Origin of the sequence: Ensifer soli, assembly GCF_041928815.1 — a bacterium.
Lineage (GTDB): Bacteria > Pseudomonadota > Alphaproteobacteria > Rhizobiales > Rhizobiaceae > JBHFEI01.
The window spans coordinates 38,774-51,793 of record NZ_JBHFEI010000009.1; the positions used below are offsets into that span (position 1 = coordinate 38,774).

At 68.7% G+C, this 13,020-nt stretch carries 14 protein-coding genes; 7 read left to right on the plus strand and 7 right to left on the minus strand.

Annotated features, from left to right (window positions below; all coding sequences use genetic code 11):
• The first annotated feature begins 1 nt into the window (after position 1).
• From ACEVQ6_RS14720 to ACEVQ6_RS14745, 6 genes are all read left to right on the plus strand, one after another.
• Positions 2 to 883, plus strand: a complete 882-nt coding sequence (locus tag ACEVQ6_RS14720) for an isocitrate lyase/PEP mutase family protein (protein WP_374889765.1) — start codon at positions 2 to 4, stop codon at positions 881 to 883.
• Between the two features lie 2 nt (positions 884 to 885).
• A complete protein-coding gene (locus ACEVQ6_RS14725) occupies positions 886 to 1,827 on the plus strand; it encodes a 3-hydroxyacyl-CoA dehydrogenase (RefSeq protein ID WP_374889766.1) in 942 nt (313 codons plus the stop codon).
• A gap of 37 nt (positions 1,828 to 1,864) precedes the next feature.
• Entirely contained in the window at positions 1,865 to 2,383 is a 519-nt protein-coding gene (locus ACEVQ6_RS14730; RefSeq protein WP_374889767.1) for a flavin reductase family protein, read from the plus strand.
• A gap of 14 nt (positions 2,384 to 2,397) precedes the next feature.
• Positions 2,398 to 3,555 carry an iron-containing alcohol dehydrogenase gene (locus ACEVQ6_RS14735; RefSeq protein ID WP_374889768.1) on the plus strand — a complete coding sequence of 386 codons (1,158 nt, stop codon included), beginning with the start codon at positions 2,398 to 2,400 and terminating at the stop codon, positions 3,553 to 3,555.
• A gap of 162 nt (positions 3,556 to 3,717) precedes the next feature.
• Complete coding sequence (locus ACEVQ6_RS14740) at positions 3,718 to 3,963, plus strand: hypothetical protein (protein WP_374889770.1); 246 nt, start codon at positions 3,718 to 3,720, stop codon at positions 3,961 to 3,963.
• A gap of 179 nt (positions 3,964 to 4,142) precedes the next feature.
• Positions 4,143 to 4,388, plus strand: a complete 246-nt coding sequence (locus tag ACEVQ6_RS14745; RefSeq protein ID WP_374889772.1) for a hypothetical protein — start codon at positions 4,143 to 4,145, stop codon at positions 4,386 to 4,388.
• 771 nt (positions 4,389 to 5,159) lie between these two features.
• On the opposite strand, the gene ACEVQ6_RS14750 is transcribed toward ACEVQ6_RS14745, so the two are convergent.
• A complete protein-coding gene (locus ACEVQ6_RS14750) occupies positions 5,160 to 5,549 on the minus strand; it encodes a c-type cytochrome (protein WP_374889773.1) in 390 nt (129 codons plus the stop codon).
• Positions 5,550 to 5,934: 385 nt separating this feature from the next.
• Here ACEVQ6_RS14750 and ACEVQ6_RS14755 point away from each other — a divergent pair, with 385 nt between their 5' ends.
• Positions 5,935 to 6,381: a TspO/MBR family protein gene (locus ACEVQ6_RS14755; protein ID WP_374889775.1), complete on the plus strand. Its 447-nt coding sequence runs from the start codon at positions 5,935 to 5,937 to the stop codon at positions 6,379 to 6,381.
• On the opposite strand, the gene ACEVQ6_RS14760 is transcribed toward ACEVQ6_RS14755, so the two are convergent.
• The 6 genes from ACEVQ6_RS14760 to ACEVQ6_RS14785 form a co-directional block, all read right to left on the minus strand.
• Positions 6,356 to 6,640, minus strand: coding sequence for a hypothetical protein (locus ACEVQ6_RS14760; protein ID WP_374889777.1), 285 nt, complete (start codon positions 6,638 to 6,640; stop codon positions 6,356 to 6,358). The two genes, ACEVQ6_RS14755 and ACEVQ6_RS14760, sit on opposite strands and share 26 nt — an antisense overlap.
• Positions 6,637 to 7,887: a geranylgeranyl diphosphate reductase gene (locus tag ACEVQ6_RS14765; RefSeq protein ID WP_374889779.1), complete on the minus strand. Its 1,251-nt coding sequence runs from the start codon at positions 7,885 to 7,887 to the stop codon at positions 6,637 to 6,639. The genes ACEVQ6_RS14760 and ACEVQ6_RS14765 overlap by 4 nt, the downstream gene beginning before the upstream one ends.
• 4 nt (positions 7,888 to 7,891) lie before the next feature.
• Positions 7,892 to 9,265, minus strand: a complete 1,374-nt coding sequence (locus ACEVQ6_RS14770) for a BCD family MFS transporter (protein WP_374889781.1) — start codon at positions 9,263 to 9,265, stop codon at positions 7,892 to 7,894.
• Between the two features lie 11 nt (positions 9,266 to 9,276).
• Positions 9,277 to 10,206, minus strand: a complete 930-nt coding sequence (gene chlG / locus ACEVQ6_RS14775; protein WP_374889783.1) for a chlorophyll synthase ChlG — start codon at positions 10,204 to 10,206, stop codon at positions 9,277 to 9,279.
• A gap of 122 nt (positions 10,207 to 10,328) precedes the next feature.
• Positions 10,329 to 11,777, minus strand: coding sequence for a helix-turn-helix domain-containing protein (locus tag ACEVQ6_RS14780; protein WP_374889785.1), 1,449 nt, complete (start codon positions 11,775 to 11,777; stop codon positions 10,329 to 10,331).
• The gene (locus ACEVQ6_RS14785) at positions 11,774 to 12,553 is read right to left on the minus strand and encodes a cobalamin-binding protein (protein WP_374889786.1); all 780 of its coding nucleotides are present in this window, start codon (positions 12,551 to 12,553) and stop codon (positions 11,774 to 11,776) included. Before ACEVQ6_RS14785 ends, ACEVQ6_RS14780 begins: the two co-directional genes overlap by 4 nt.
• Positions 12,554 to 13,020 lie beyond the last annotated feature (467 nt).

A 13,020-nucleotide genomic window follows, 5' to 3' on the forward strand; every position in this document is an offset into this window, starting at 1 on the left:
AATGCCGAAGTCCGTTCTGAAAGACGCGCTGAAGTCCGGCGCCTTCGTCGTCGCCCCCGGCGTCCATGACATGATCACGGCCGCCGTCTTCAACAAGATCGGCTTCGATTTCGCCTATGCCTCCGGCTACTGGATGACGGCGTCCGCCTATGGCCTGCCCGATGTGGGCATCGCCACCTACACGCAGATGGTCGACCGGGTGCGCACGCTCTGCGGCATGGTCGATGCCGGCGTGATTGCCGATGCCGATACCGGCTATGGCGGCCTGCTCAACGTTCATCACACCGTGCGCGGCTACGAGGAGGCCGGCGTCACCGCGATCCAGATCGAGGACCAGGAATTTCCGAAGAAATGCGGCCACACGCCCTTCAAGCGCGTCGTGCCGGTGCTCGACATGGTCGAGAAGATCAAGGTCGCCTGCGAGGCCCGCACCAACCCGGACACCGCCATCATCGCCCGGACGGATTCGCGACAGACGGACGGTTTCGAAGGCGCGCTGAAGCGGATGGAGGCCTATGCCGAGGCCGGCGCCGACGTGCTCTTCGTCGAGGCGCTGGAAAGCGAGGACGAGATGCGCGAGGCCTGCCGGCGCCTGCGCAAGCCGATGATGGCCAACATGGCCGATGGCGGCCTCACTCCGATCCGGACCGCCGGGCAACTGGCCGACATCGGCTACCACATGGCGATCTTCCCGTCGATCACAGGTCTTGCCGCCGCGCACGCCGCCGAGCATGCCTTCACCGTCCTGAAGCAGGAGGGCACCTCGAACTCGCCGAACCTGCCGCTGTTCCCGTTCAAGGAATTCAACACCCTGATCGGCTTCGAGGAGGTCTGGGAATTCGAGCGCAAATGGGCCCGTCCCGCGGCACAGGCGGCGGAATGACCATGGCAAAGGTCGCTTGCATCGGCGCGGGACTCGTCGGCAGTGCCTGGGCGGTGGTGTTCGCCCGCGGCGGGATGGACGTCGCGATCTACGACATCGGCGGCGTGGACGCCTACGAAAAGTCGCGCAAGGCGGTGGCGGCGACCCTGTCCTTGCTGGAGGCCTCGGAGCTTCTGTCCGAGCCGCCAGGGACGATCGAGGCACGGGTGCGCTATGCCGACAGCATCGCCGACGCCGTGTCCGGCGTCGTGCATGTGCAGGAATCGGTGAAGGAGGATGTCGCGGTCAAGCGCGCGACCTTCCTCGAGATCGAGCGCCATGCGCCGGCGGATGCGGTGCTGGCATCCTCGACCTCGGCGATCATGGGGTCGCAGTTCCTCGACATCGAGACCGGCGCGCGCGCGCTGGTCGCCCATCCGGTCAATCCGCCCTCGCTGATCCCGCTGGTGGAACTCTGCGGCACGCCGAAGACGAGCGCGGACACCGTCGCCCGGACGCGCGCGTTCATGACGTCGATGGGCATGAAGCCGGTGACGCTCAACCGGGAGATCGACGGTTTCCTGCTCAACCGCCTGCAATACACGCTGGTCGCGGAAGCGCTGCATCTGGTCGGCGAAGGCTATTGCAGCGCCGCCGACATCGACCGTGTGGTGACCGACGGACTGGCGCTGCGCTGGGCGACGATCGGGCCGTTCGAGGTCGCCCATCTCAATTCGCCCGGAGGCTTCCAGGGTTTTGTCGACCATCTCGGCGGCATGATGCGCCATATGGGCCGCAGCGCTCGCACCGATTACGACTGGCCGGCGGACCTCGCCGGCCGCATCCACCGCGAAATGCTGGAAAAGGCGCCGATCGAGCGTCTGGCCGAGCGCCAGCGCTGGCGCGACGCCAACATCGTCGCCACGCGGGCGATGCAGCGCGATGCGGAGAGCCGCAGCCCGTAACCAACGATCGAAACGAAACGGCCGAGAGGATATGAGGATGAATCTCGAAACGTGCCCGGCCGACCTGGCCGACCGCTTCAAGGCCGGCATGCGCCGGCTGGCATCGGGCGTGTCGCTGATCACCAGCGGCACCGGCGACACGCGCGTCGGCCTGATCGCCACCGCCGTCAATTCGGTCAGCGCCGATCCGCCGACGCTGCTGATCTGCGTCAACCAGACCGCGTCGGCCCATGATGTCATCGCCGGCAGCGGCACATTCTGCGTCAACATCCTGCGCGCCGACAGCGTCGACATCGCCGGCCAGTTCTCTTCGACCGCGCGACGCGCCGAACGCTTTTCGAGCGGCGACTGGGAGGCGCTGGCGACGGGTTCGCCCGTGCTGTCCTCGGCGCTGGTGGCGTTCGACTGCGCGGTGACGCAATCCATGCCCTACCACTCGCACACCATCTTCTTCGGGCGTATCGTCGACGTGAAGATCGGCGAAAAGGGCGTCGAGCCGCTGATCTATCTCGACCGCACCTTCCATCTCGGCGCATCGCCGCAGATCGCCCATTGACGGAGGGCGGGCCCTTGCAGCCGTTCCAGTTTCACACCACCAGGTCGATCGTCTTCCGCGAGGGCGCGGCCGCGGACCTCGCAGGCCTTGCAGGCCGGATCCTCGGCCCCCGCGTGCTCGTCGTCACCGATCCCGGCATCCGCATGCTTGGCCTCGCCGACCGCGCCATCGCCTCGCTCACGGCATCCGGCGCCGCCTGCACGGTCTTCGACGCGGTCGAGGCCGATCCGTCGCTGGCGACCCTGATGCGCGCGGTCGAGGCGGGCAGGGAAGCGCGCGTAACCGGCGTGCTCGGCTTCGGCGGCGGCTCGCCGATGGATGTCGCCAAGCTCGTGGCGCTCCTTCTCGGATCCGGCGAGGCGCTTGAGGAGGCCTGGGGCGTCGGCAATGCGAAGGGACCGCGCCTGCCGCTGGTTCTGGTTCCGACGACGGCCGGCACGGGCTCGGAGGTGACGCCCGTGGCGATCATCACCGTCGGCGAGGAGGAAAAGCGCGGTGTGTCGAGCCCGGCGATCCTGCCGGACCTCGCGGTGCTGGATGCGACGCTCACGCTCGGCCTGCCGGCGAACGTGACCGCGCCGACCGGCATCGACGCGATGGTGCATGCGATCGAGGCCTATGCCTCGGCCAGCCCGAACAACAACCCGCTGTCGCGCATGCGCGCCCGCGAGGCGCTGCGGCTGCTCGGCGCCAACATCAAGACGGCGGTGTTCGACGGTTCAGACCTCAGGGCGCGCGGCGCGATGCTGCTCGGCGCGATGCTCGCCGGCCAGGCATTCGCCAATTCGCCGGTCGCCGCCGTCCATGCGCTGGCCTATCCGCTCGGCGGCACCTTCCACATCCCGCACGGCCTCTCGAACGCGCTGGTCCTGCCGCATGTGCTGCGCTTCAACCTGCCGGAGGCGGCCGGGGCCTATGCCGAGATCGCCGGTGACGCCTTCCCCGCATTGCTTAGGGTGGCCGACGAGGTGAGGGCCGAGGCTTTCGTCGAGGCCTTGGCCGCGCTCGCCCGCGACCTGAAGATGCCGGTGCGGCTGCGCGACGCCGGCGTGCCGGAAAGCGCCATCGGCAAACTCGCCGCCGATGCGATGAAGCAGGAACGGCTTCTCGTCAACAATCCGCGCCGCCTGACGCAGGACGACGCCCTGTCGATCTATCGCGCCGCCTGGTGACAGGATTGGCGGCCGCCGCGCGCCGCCGGGCTGCCGATGGCGCGGCGGCCTGCCCCGGCGTTCGGGACTGTCCCGCCCGTCGACGGAGGCACAGGAGGCATCCAGGTCGATCGGGATGGGCTCGCGGATCGGCGCGTCGCCGGCCATCGGACCGGTCGGGCCTTGACCTTCCCGCGCCCGACGATCTGCAACCGAGGGATGGACCGCGGCCGCAGGGGGGCCACGGCCTTCGGCGTGATCTGCCCGAAAAAGGGCAAGGGCTCAGGTCTCGTCCTCCCCGGCGACACCGACGCCCTGCGGCAGCGTCTCACCGAGATCGGCCTTGCCGTCGATGACGGAGCGCGCGCCATTCTCATTCTCGATCAGGCAGGCTCGATCAGGCAGGATGGCGCAGCTCGCCGGAATTGAAGGTCTCCGGCACCGTGACCTCGGTGTTCCCGCCGCCGGGATCACCGGAATGACTTCGCCCGAAAGATCTGGCAGTTCATGCGCGACAACGGGCTGTCGAGCCGCATCTTCAGGGGTGCGATATCGTCACCCACGGCTGCGAGGCATGGGATGCGCTTGCCGATCGGCCGTGGACAATCATGCCGATCGGCATCCGCGAATGGACGCGTCAGCTCCGATCGGCGCTCGCTCGCATGACACGTCAGTGCCGTCTCGCCTTGTTCGGCCATCAAGGCGCGAATGAACCCGCCATGGGTTTCGATGTTGGCCGAAGGCCGGTCAAAGCCACGCGGCCCTGCGGCCGCCTGACCGTGCTGCGGAGCATGTCCCGGCGCCAGCGGATTGCGCTCGACGCGCTGACGCCAAGGCGTGCCGCAGCCGTCTGAAAGCTGAAGCCGCCGTCAATCGCGGCAACACCCCCGCGCCTCGAAGATCCCGCGAAAGCGTTCGTTCCATCCATGCTGGCCTCCTGCCACCGGCAGAAAGCCTGACTGACAACGCTGCGGAAAAGGAAACCCTGCCGGATCCGTTCGTGCGGGGAACGCTCCGCCGCCTCGTGCCGCCCGCTATGGGACCGAGAGCGAGAAGGTCTTCGCGCCCCACCATGCGCCAACCACTGCTCAAGGCGATTTCGTCAGGCGGTCTTCACCATTCCCACGGCCGGCCTGGTGACACGTGACGTTCGACAGGAGGCACGAGACAGCGGTGATCGCGCCGTCGACCAGCGCGGATTTGTGCGGGAGGGTCGAGGCCGGGCCCCGCGCGGAACGATCACCGATACGCCCGGACGCCATGAAACCCCTGGCGAGACCGCGCGATGCGCGGTGCGAGGCGTCGCTCCCCTAAGCAGACCTGAGCGGCCGGGCGGGAGGGTCTCCGCCGGCCCGTCCGGCGGCGGCTGAGGATCAGGACGCGTCATCGCGACATCGACGACGCGTCGCCCCATCCGTCACCTGATGCCGGCCTGTTCAAAATTCGCCGCAGCGGCATAGCCTCGTCTCGTCATCGCGGCTTGCACGCCGCGGTGATGAACCGCCCGGCGAACATCTTCGGGGCATAACAGGCAGGACGGGGCCGGCGTCATCGTTCTGGCGGTCAGCCGTCACGTTCACGATGGCGCCGGTCGTCTCGCGATGCCCGGCAAGGGCCGCTGCGCCTCAGTTGGCGGCGCTGAAGGTCTTGATGTAGGCGATGACGTTGGCGACGTCCTCGGGTTTCTTCAGGCCCGGGAACGACATCTTGGTGCCCTTCACGAGGCCCTTCGGGTCGGGCAGGTAGGTTGTCAGCAAGGCCTCGTCCCACGTCTTGCCCTGGCCGAACTCGACCATGGCGGTGGAATACTTGTAGCCCTCGACGGAGCCAGGCTGGCGGCCGATCACGCCCTTCAGCGACGGGCCGACCTTGGCCTTGTCGGTGTCGACGTTGTGACAGGCCATGCACTTGTTGAAGACGGTCTTGCCCGCCGCCGCATCGCCCTCCTGGGCGAGGGCGAGCGAGGGGGCGGAGAGACAGGCGATGGCGATGGTGAATGCGACAAGCTTGGACATGCGTTACCTCCCGTAACGGCTGGGATATGTGGGCAAGCGTTTACCAGCGATGAACGCGATCCGGTGTCCCGGCTCGCGAACCGGAACGGCACATCACGCGTGAGGCCGTCCGGTGACAATCAAACTCATGCAACCTCAAGCAACCTCATGGATTCCCGGGTGCCTCACGAACGACGCGACGACGCTTTCGCGAGGGTTCAGGCACAGTCGAAACGAAGGTCCTTCCCGTCCGCGCCCTGGCGCATCGGGGGCGATCCTCCGGCAGGTGTCGCGGGCAGGCCTCCTCCTGTCCGCTGCGCGATGGTGTGGGGCACGAGACGCCGCCTTGCGCCAGGCGGACCTTTATGTACTGTCTGCGGACGCATTTGGATCACCGGGGGAGCCCATGGCCGCCATCATCATCATCGCCGTCGTGGTCCTTGCCGCTTCGAGCGGCGCGGTGTTCAAACCCGGGCCCTGGTACGAAACCCTGCGCAAGCCCGGCTGGACGCCGCCCAAATGGGCCTTTCCGGTCGTCTGGTCGGTGCTTTACGCGGCCATCGCCTATGCGGGCTGGAGCGTGTGGACGCTTGCCGGCTGGTCGCTGCCGATGATCGCCTGGGCGGTTCAGATCCTCGTCAATGCCGCCTGGTCCTGGCTGTTCTTCGGCCTGCGCCGCATGGATCTCGCCCTTGCCGACATTGCCGTGCTCTGGTTGTCGATCGTCGTCTTCATCGTCACTGCCTGGCCGGTCTCGCCGCTCGCCGCGCTGCTCTTCCTTCCCTATCTTGCCTGGGTCACCACGGCCGCCTTTCTCAACCGCGCCGTCATGCGCCTGAACCCGGCCGCCTGAAGCGGGCCAGCATGTCCACCCCGTGGGCCGCGAGCGATCCCGCCATCAGCGCGAGGATCGGCAGCGCGCCTGCGCCGGCGAGCGCAAGGCCGACGGCCGACAGCAGGAAGCTGCCGGCAAGCGCATTGGGCGCCAGCACGGCAAGGCGCGCGCCGGGACGCGGCGCGGCAAGGCAGAGCACGGCCACTTCCAGCCACAGGACGAGAAGCGCCAGCGCACCCACCCAGCCCGCCATCAGCCACGCGACGACGCCGTTCATTTCTGCCTCGCGGCGGGTGTCAGCAACTGTCCGAGATCGCGCAGGAAAACGCGCAGATGCGCGAGCGGATCGCGCCGGACGATGCGTTTCTCGAGATAGGATTCCCAGGTCAGGCGCTGCACGTCCGGATCGGCGCACATGGTCACGAACTTCTCGCGCATCCGGTCGGAGCGGTACCAGACGGCCTGGAGAAGGCCGAGGATGAGGAAGACGCGGCCATGCGCCTGCATGAAGCGCCTGCGCGCCGTCTTCAGCGTCTGCGGCCTGCCGCTCGTCAGGCAGGCCTCCACGGCCTGCGCCGCCAGCACGCCGCAGTGCAGGGCGTAGTAGATCCCCTCGCCGGAGGAGGGCGCAACCGTGCCGGCGGCATCGCCGGTCAGCAGCACGTTGCGGCCATTGTCCCAGCGTCGCATGGGTTTGAGCGGCAGCGGCGCGCCTTCGCGGCGAAGGATGCGCGCCTGCCCGAGGCCGGCGGCCTGGCGCAGCGCCCCGGTCGCGCGGCGCAGGTCGTGTCCCTTGACGCCGGAGCCGCAGCCGACGGACACCTGTCCGCCATGGGGGAAGACCCAGCCGTAGAAATCCGGCGAGATGCGCCCGTCATAGACGACGTCGCAGCGATCGGCGCGAAAATCGGCCGCCTCCGGCTGCGCCGGGGTCTCGACGATCTCGTGATAGGCAAAGACGTAACGCGGCCTGTCGGCGGGCGGGAACATCAGGCGCCGCACGGTGGAGTTCGCTCCGTCCGCGCCGATCACCATCCGGGCCCGCACGGTGACGGGGCCGGCGCCCGGCATGGCCGACCGCGCCGGCGCGACCGTCAGCGAAAGCAGCCCGCCCGGTTGCTCCTCGATGCTGTCGAGCTTACCCGCGAAGGCCGTCGCGCCAGCCTGCTCGGCCCGGCCGCGCAGATAGGGATCGAAGCTCGCGCGATCCACCATGCCCACGTAACCGGCAGTGCCGATGCGCATCTCCACCGTCCTGCCGGAGGGGGCGATGACGCGGGCGGCATCCGCGCGGGCGACAAGCATCTCCGGCGGGATCGCGAAGTCGGCAAGGGTTCGGGAGGGGATGGCGCCGCCGCAGGGCTTTATCCGGTCGCCGGGATCGACGAGCAGCACGCAAAAGCCGCGCTGCGCCAGCCATTCGGCGGCAATCGCGCCGCTCGGTCCCCCGCCGATCACGGCGACGTCGACGAGCGCGGGCGGGGTGGCGCCGGCTGCGGGATCGGTGTGGCGATGCGTCTGCATGGGTCTACTCCGCCGGAAGGGGGTGTTGGCGGGAGGGCGCCGCCTGTGCGGCCGCCCGCGCCGGCCCGCCTCGGCCAAGGCCGAGCGCCACGAGGCTCGAGGCGAGGAAAAGCCCCGCTTCCAGCGCGAAGACGATCATGAAGGCGTCGCGGTCGGAGGCGGTCATGCGCCGGCCGAGATCGACGACGAGGCTGCCCGTCAGGCCGCCGAGCCCGAAGGCGATGGCCTGCGCCGCGCCCCAGACCCCCATGCGCAGGCCGGCATTGGGCGTCCGTCCGTCGGCGGCAAGGCCCATCATCGTGCCGATGGCGGCGACCGCGAAAAGGCCGTTGGCGACGCCGAGAGCAAAGACGGTCGCCTCGAGCGGCCAGCGCGGCGCGGCCGCCGCGGCCATGACGAGAAGGCCGAGCGCTGCCGCGGAGCCGAGACAGCCCGCGAGGATGAAGAACCGCGCCAGCGCCGGCGCGCGCCGCCCCGCCTGCCAGCCGCCGATGCCGACGGCGGCCATGCCGAGGAAGACGCCGGCGTGCTGCGTTCCGGACAGCGTCGTCGTCTCGCCCGGCGTCATGGCAAAGAGCAGGCCGGCAAAGGGCTCGAGGATGAGGTCCTGGGTCGAGTAGGCCAGCATGGACAGGAAGATGAACAGCGTGAAAAGCCGCGCCTCGCGGTCCTGCCACACCTCGCGCAGGCTGTCGCGGAAGGCGAGGCCGGCCTTCTCCGGCGCCGGAGCGGCGAGGGACACGGACCGGCGCTCGATGCCGAGCAGGGCGAGGACGGCCAGGGCAAAGGCGACCACGCCCGTCAGGGCGGTGATGGTGACGAGGCGGGCATGCGAATAGGGATCGAGCACGGCGCCGGTGACGATGGAGGTGACGATGATGCCGAGGATCATCATCATCCAGGTGATGGTGGCAGCACTCGCCCGGCGTCCCGGCGCCGTGCGGGTCGCGATGAGGGCAAGCAGCGAGGTGCCGCTGGCGCCGATGCCGATGCCGATCAGCGTATAGGCGACGACGGCGACGAGAAGGCCGAGCCGGAGGTCCCGTTCGAAGAGAAAGGTGGTGGCGGCCGCCAGCGTGCCGGAAAGGGCGAGCAGCGCCAGGCCGGCAAGGATGAAGCGCGTGCGCGAGGCGCCGGCATCGGAGCGGTGGCCCCACAGCGGCCGGGTGATCTGCACGCCGTAATGAAGGCCGACCAGCAGGCCGGGAATGACGGCGGCAAGGCCGAGTTCCACCACCATTACGCGGTTCAGTGTCGAATTGGTGAGAACGACGACGGCGCCGAGCGCGGCCTGCACGAGGCCGAGCCTGAGGATGTCGAGCCAGCCGAGGCCCTCGGCCGGCGTCCTGCCGGAAAGCCATCTGCGCAGGCCTCGCATCGCTTTCTCCTTTACATGGCCGCTGACGGGACGGCGGACACGGCAAGCCCGCGCATGGCGAACGCCGTGACCATCATGCCGCCGACATAGAGGCCGACGCCGATGGCGGAGTACCAGACAGCCCGGCCGACGGGATCGGCGAGGAAGCGCGCCATGCAGGCGACCTGCACCGCGATCAGCAGCGCCAGCACGCCGGCAAGGACCGGCAGGCCCCAGTGGACGAGCAGGCCGGCCACGACGATCTGCGGCACGGCCATGACGAGACAGGCGATGCGCGCGGCATTGGCCGCTCCGTGCAGCACCGGCAGGGTCGAGATCCCCATCAGCCGGTCACCGCGGATCGACTTGAAATCGTTGAGCGTCAGAATGCCGTGGGCGCCGACGCCGTAGAGCAGGGCAACGGCGAGGGTCTCCGGCGCGGGCGTCCCGCCCTGCAGGGCGGCGGCGGCGGTGATCCAGGGCAGCGTCTCGTAGCTGAGGCCGACGACGCCGTTGCCGAGCCAGCCATTGCGCTTGAAACGGAAGGGCGGCGCGCTGTAGCCCCAGGCAAAGGCGATGCCGAGAAGGGCGGCCACGAAGACGAAGGGGCCGAGCAGGGCTGCGACCGCCGCCGAAAGGCCCGAGGTCGCAATCGCGATCGCCAGCCCCCAGCGGCCCGGCATACGGCCGGAGGGAATGACCCGGTGCGGCTCGTTGATCGCATCCACATGCCGGTCGAACCAGTCGTTGACCGCCTGGCTCGAACCGCAGAGCAGCGGCCCCGCCAGCACGATGCCGAGAAGCGCCGTCGGCGCCATGGCGTGGATCGGCGCGCCGGACGCGATCGCTCCGCAGGCATAGGCCCACATTGGCGGAAACCAGGTGATCGGCTTCAGGAGCGCGACGATGGCGGAGAGGCCGGGGACATCCGGCCGCAGGCTGTGAGAGGGTGTGATCTCCATGCGGGGAGGCTATGCCCGCCCGGCAGGAGTGTCAAATGAAATTGACACTTTTGGGATCGAGCGCCGGAGCGAAGCCTCCCCCGCCTCCCCGGCTCATGGCGCCGGTTGACAGGCGGGCCCGATCAGAGGGCGTCGCCTGCCGGGCGGTAATCCTCCAGGCCGTAGCGACGCAGCTTGATATAGAGGCTCTGGCGCGACAGGCCGAGCATCTGCGCGGCGAGTGCGCGGTTGTTGTGGGTCTGGTCGAGGGCCGCCTCGATGCAGATCTTCTCGATGACATCGAGCGACTCCCGCATCAGGTCCTTCAGCGGCACCTTGCCGACGAGATTGGCGAAGCCCTCCGCCTGCTGTTCGCCGGCGCCGGGCGCCGGGATGGCGAGCCGCTCGGCAAGGGCGGGCGGGGCGGCGACGATCATCTGGATCTCCTGCGTCTGCGGATTGCGCCGCGCGGAAATCAGCACGTTGCGGTCGGCGGCCAGATTGTCCGTCAGCGTCGCGGAAAAGCCGCGCACCACCGGCTCCTCGGCCAGCCGGGAATAGAGAACATGGATGTCGAGGGAGGACTTGGAGAACCAGGAGGCGATGGGGCGGCCCAGCACCTGCGGCAGCGACGGCGCATGGACGATATCGAGGAAGGCGGCGTTGGCGGCCAGAACCATGCCGTCCGCCGAGGTCTGAACCGCCGCCTCCGGCAGGTCGGAGAGGTCGACCACATGCCGTTCCGGCTTGACGGCCCGCTGGCGCCGGCCCTCGCCCGCATCGGCGCTCGGCCAGACCGTGACGATGAGGTTGGTGAAGCCGTTTTCGCGATAGGCCCTGAGGTTGAGCGACACGGACACGCCCCTGGCGCTCAGCATCGCCTCGACGGAGACGGGATGCGGCGCATGGCGCGCCTCGCCCACGGCATCGCTCAGCCGGTCGCGCTCTTCCTTGTCGAAGAGGTCGCGCAGCGGCTTGCCGACGACGCCGCTGGTGCCGAGCGAGAGCAGCGACAGCGCCGCCGCATTGGCATCGAGCACGCTGCGCTTTTCGCCGTCCACCATGATGTGGCCGACGGCCGAGCTCTGGAAGACGGTGCGATAACGGGCCTCGGCCTCCTGCAGCTCGCGATATTCCGATTCCAGCTCCATCTGCGTCTCGACGAGGCGCTGCTGGTCGCGCATCTGCTGGCGCAGTTCGCGCCCCACCACGAGCGTGTAGCGAAAACCGGCGCCGCCATAGGCGGAATAGACGACCGGAAGATCCGGCCGGCCGCTGGCGCGGTGGTTGACCTGATAGCCGCGCACGCGCCGCTCTGCCCCCGTCACGGCCAGCATGGCATCGATCTTCGGCACCGATTCGATGGTGACGAGGTCCTGGAGCCGCTTGCCGACGGCGCGCGCCAGGCCGGAATGGCCGAGCTCATCATCGGCGAGATAGATGCGGTGAACGGCATGGGCGTCGTCGAGGAGCATGACGATGTCCGCGCCAAGGCCGACGAGCGCGCCGACAGCATCCGGATCGAGCGACTGAAGCAGCCCGACCACGCCTTCAAACCCGTCGCTTTCGCCGTGACCGTTGACGGTCTTCATGGAACGAGCCAATCGTTTCCGGCCGTCCCGGCCGCGGTGCGGCCATGACCTGGAGCCTGCTGGCTGGCCTTCCTGAACTCATAGAAGCATTCGCATATACGGGAGGCGGAGTAAATGCTGTCGCAGATGCAGTCAATCCCCAAACTCACAAGAAAATCAACGCAATCGAGGGCGGCAAACCCGCCGGCGACAATCGGGGCCTGACGGTCGGGAGCCGCGCGCCGGATCGTTTCCACGAGATCGGTGAAGGCGCCGCGCAGGTGCTCGCTGCTCCAGCCGATGCAGATGATGTCGGCCTCCTCGATGGCGCGCTCGAGCGGTGGCCCGCTTGCCGCGCGTCCGTCGACCAGCCGGTGCGTCCAGCCGAGCGCGTCGAAGAGCAGCGCGAGAAGATGCAGCATCAGCGTGTGCTGCTCTCCGGCCGGGCAGACCAGCAGCACATGGGGCGTGGCGGGGCGAAGCTGGATGTCGCGGAACTCGCCCGACATGCCCCGGATGATTTCCTGAAGCCGGGCGGTGGCGATCGTCACGTCGATGAAGCTGCAATCGTCCTCGACCCATTTCTGGCCGAGGAGCCGCGCGGCGGTCTCGAGAAAAAGGATGCGATGGACATCCGGGCGCTCCGGCGGAAGGTCGGTGCGCAGGAAATCGCGCAGCGCCGGCAGGCTGACATCGCGATCCACCAGCATGTCGCAGAAACGCGCCAGAGGACCATCGTAGTCACGATCGTGCTCCAGTCCCAGTTCGTAGCGCGCTGCCAGCTTGCCGGCGGTCATCGAAGCCACCGCTCCCTGTATGAGACGGCGAAGTCCATCCCGTTCGCCAGACCCTAGGTAGCGTGCCACGGTCGCCGGGGCAAGCAATCCCTTCGACGCATGGGCACGGTGGCGTGTTCCCGCGGATGGCAGCGGGGCGGCATCGGGCGCGGCGATCCCCGGCGCGGTCCCCCCGCCGCCGTTCCTTCCGGGGTTTCCCGGCCGGCTGTCCATTGGCGAATTGTCCATCTGCCCCGCGCCGAAACGCCTCCCTGACCGACAACAAGCATCCATGGCGCGCGGCGATCGGCCGCGGTCCCGGCCGCCGATCCACCCGCAGCCTCAAGCATGACGGGAACGGCGGGCGATGTAAATGAAAAGTTACGTCAACTCAAGTTGACACTTTCCGGTTTAGGGGATTAGTCTCCCGGAATGGCCCGAACGCGTCCCGACCGTTGCGGGGCGCGCTCGGGAGGCGAGGAGGCGAG

Excerpts from the sequence above, each read along its gene's own strand:
- ACEVQ6_RS14720 (WP_374889765.1), top strand. The coding sequence starts at position 2 with ATGCCGAAGTCCGTTCTGAAAGACGCGCTGAAGTCCGGCGCCTTCGTC.
- ACEVQ6_RS14725 (WP_374889766.1), top strand. The coding sequence starts at position 886 with ATGGCAAAGGTCGCTTGCATCGGCGCGGGACTCGTCGGCAGTGCCTGG.
- ACEVQ6_RS14730 (WP_374889767.1), top strand. The coding sequence starts at position 1,865 with ATGAATCTCGAAACGTGCCCGGCCGACCTGGCCGACCGCTTCAAGGCC.
- ACEVQ6_RS14745 (WP_374889772.1), top strand. The coding sequence starts at position 4,143 with ATGCCGATCGGCATCCGCGAATGGACGCGTCAGCTCCGATCGGCGCTC.
- ACEVQ6_RS14750 (WP_374889773.1), bottom strand. The coding sequence starts at position 5,549 with ATGTCCAAGCTTGTCGCATTCACCATCGCCATCGCCTGTCTCTCCGCC.
- ACEVQ6_RS14755 (WP_374889775.1), top strand. The coding sequence starts at position 5,935 with ATGGCCGCCATCATCATCATCGCCGTCGTGGTCCTTGCCGCTTCGAGC.
- ACEVQ6_RS14760 (WP_374889777.1), bottom strand. The coding sequence starts at position 6,640 with ATGAACGGCGTCGTCGCGTGGCTGATGGCGGGCTGGGTGGGTGCGCTG.
- ACEVQ6_RS14765 (WP_374889779.1), bottom strand. The coding sequence starts at position 7,887 with ATGCAGACGCATCGCCACACCGATCCCGCAGCCGGCGCCACCCCGCCC.
- ACEVQ6_RS14770 (WP_374889781.1), bottom strand. The coding sequence starts at position 9,265 with ATGCGAGGCCTGCGCAGATGGCTTTCCGGCAGGACGCCGGCCGAGGGC.
- chlG (WP_374889783.1), bottom strand. The coding sequence starts at position 10,206 with ATGGAGATCACACCCTCTCACAGCCTGCGGCCGGATGTCCCCGGCCTC.
- ACEVQ6_RS14780 (WP_374889785.1), bottom strand. The coding sequence starts at position 11,777 with ATGAAGACCGTCAACGGTCACGGCGAAAGCGACGGGTTTGAAGGCGTG.
- ACEVQ6_RS14785 (WP_374889786.1), bottom strand. The coding sequence starts at position 12,553 with ATGACCGCCGGCAAGCTGGCAGCGCGCTACGAACTGGGACTGGAGCAC.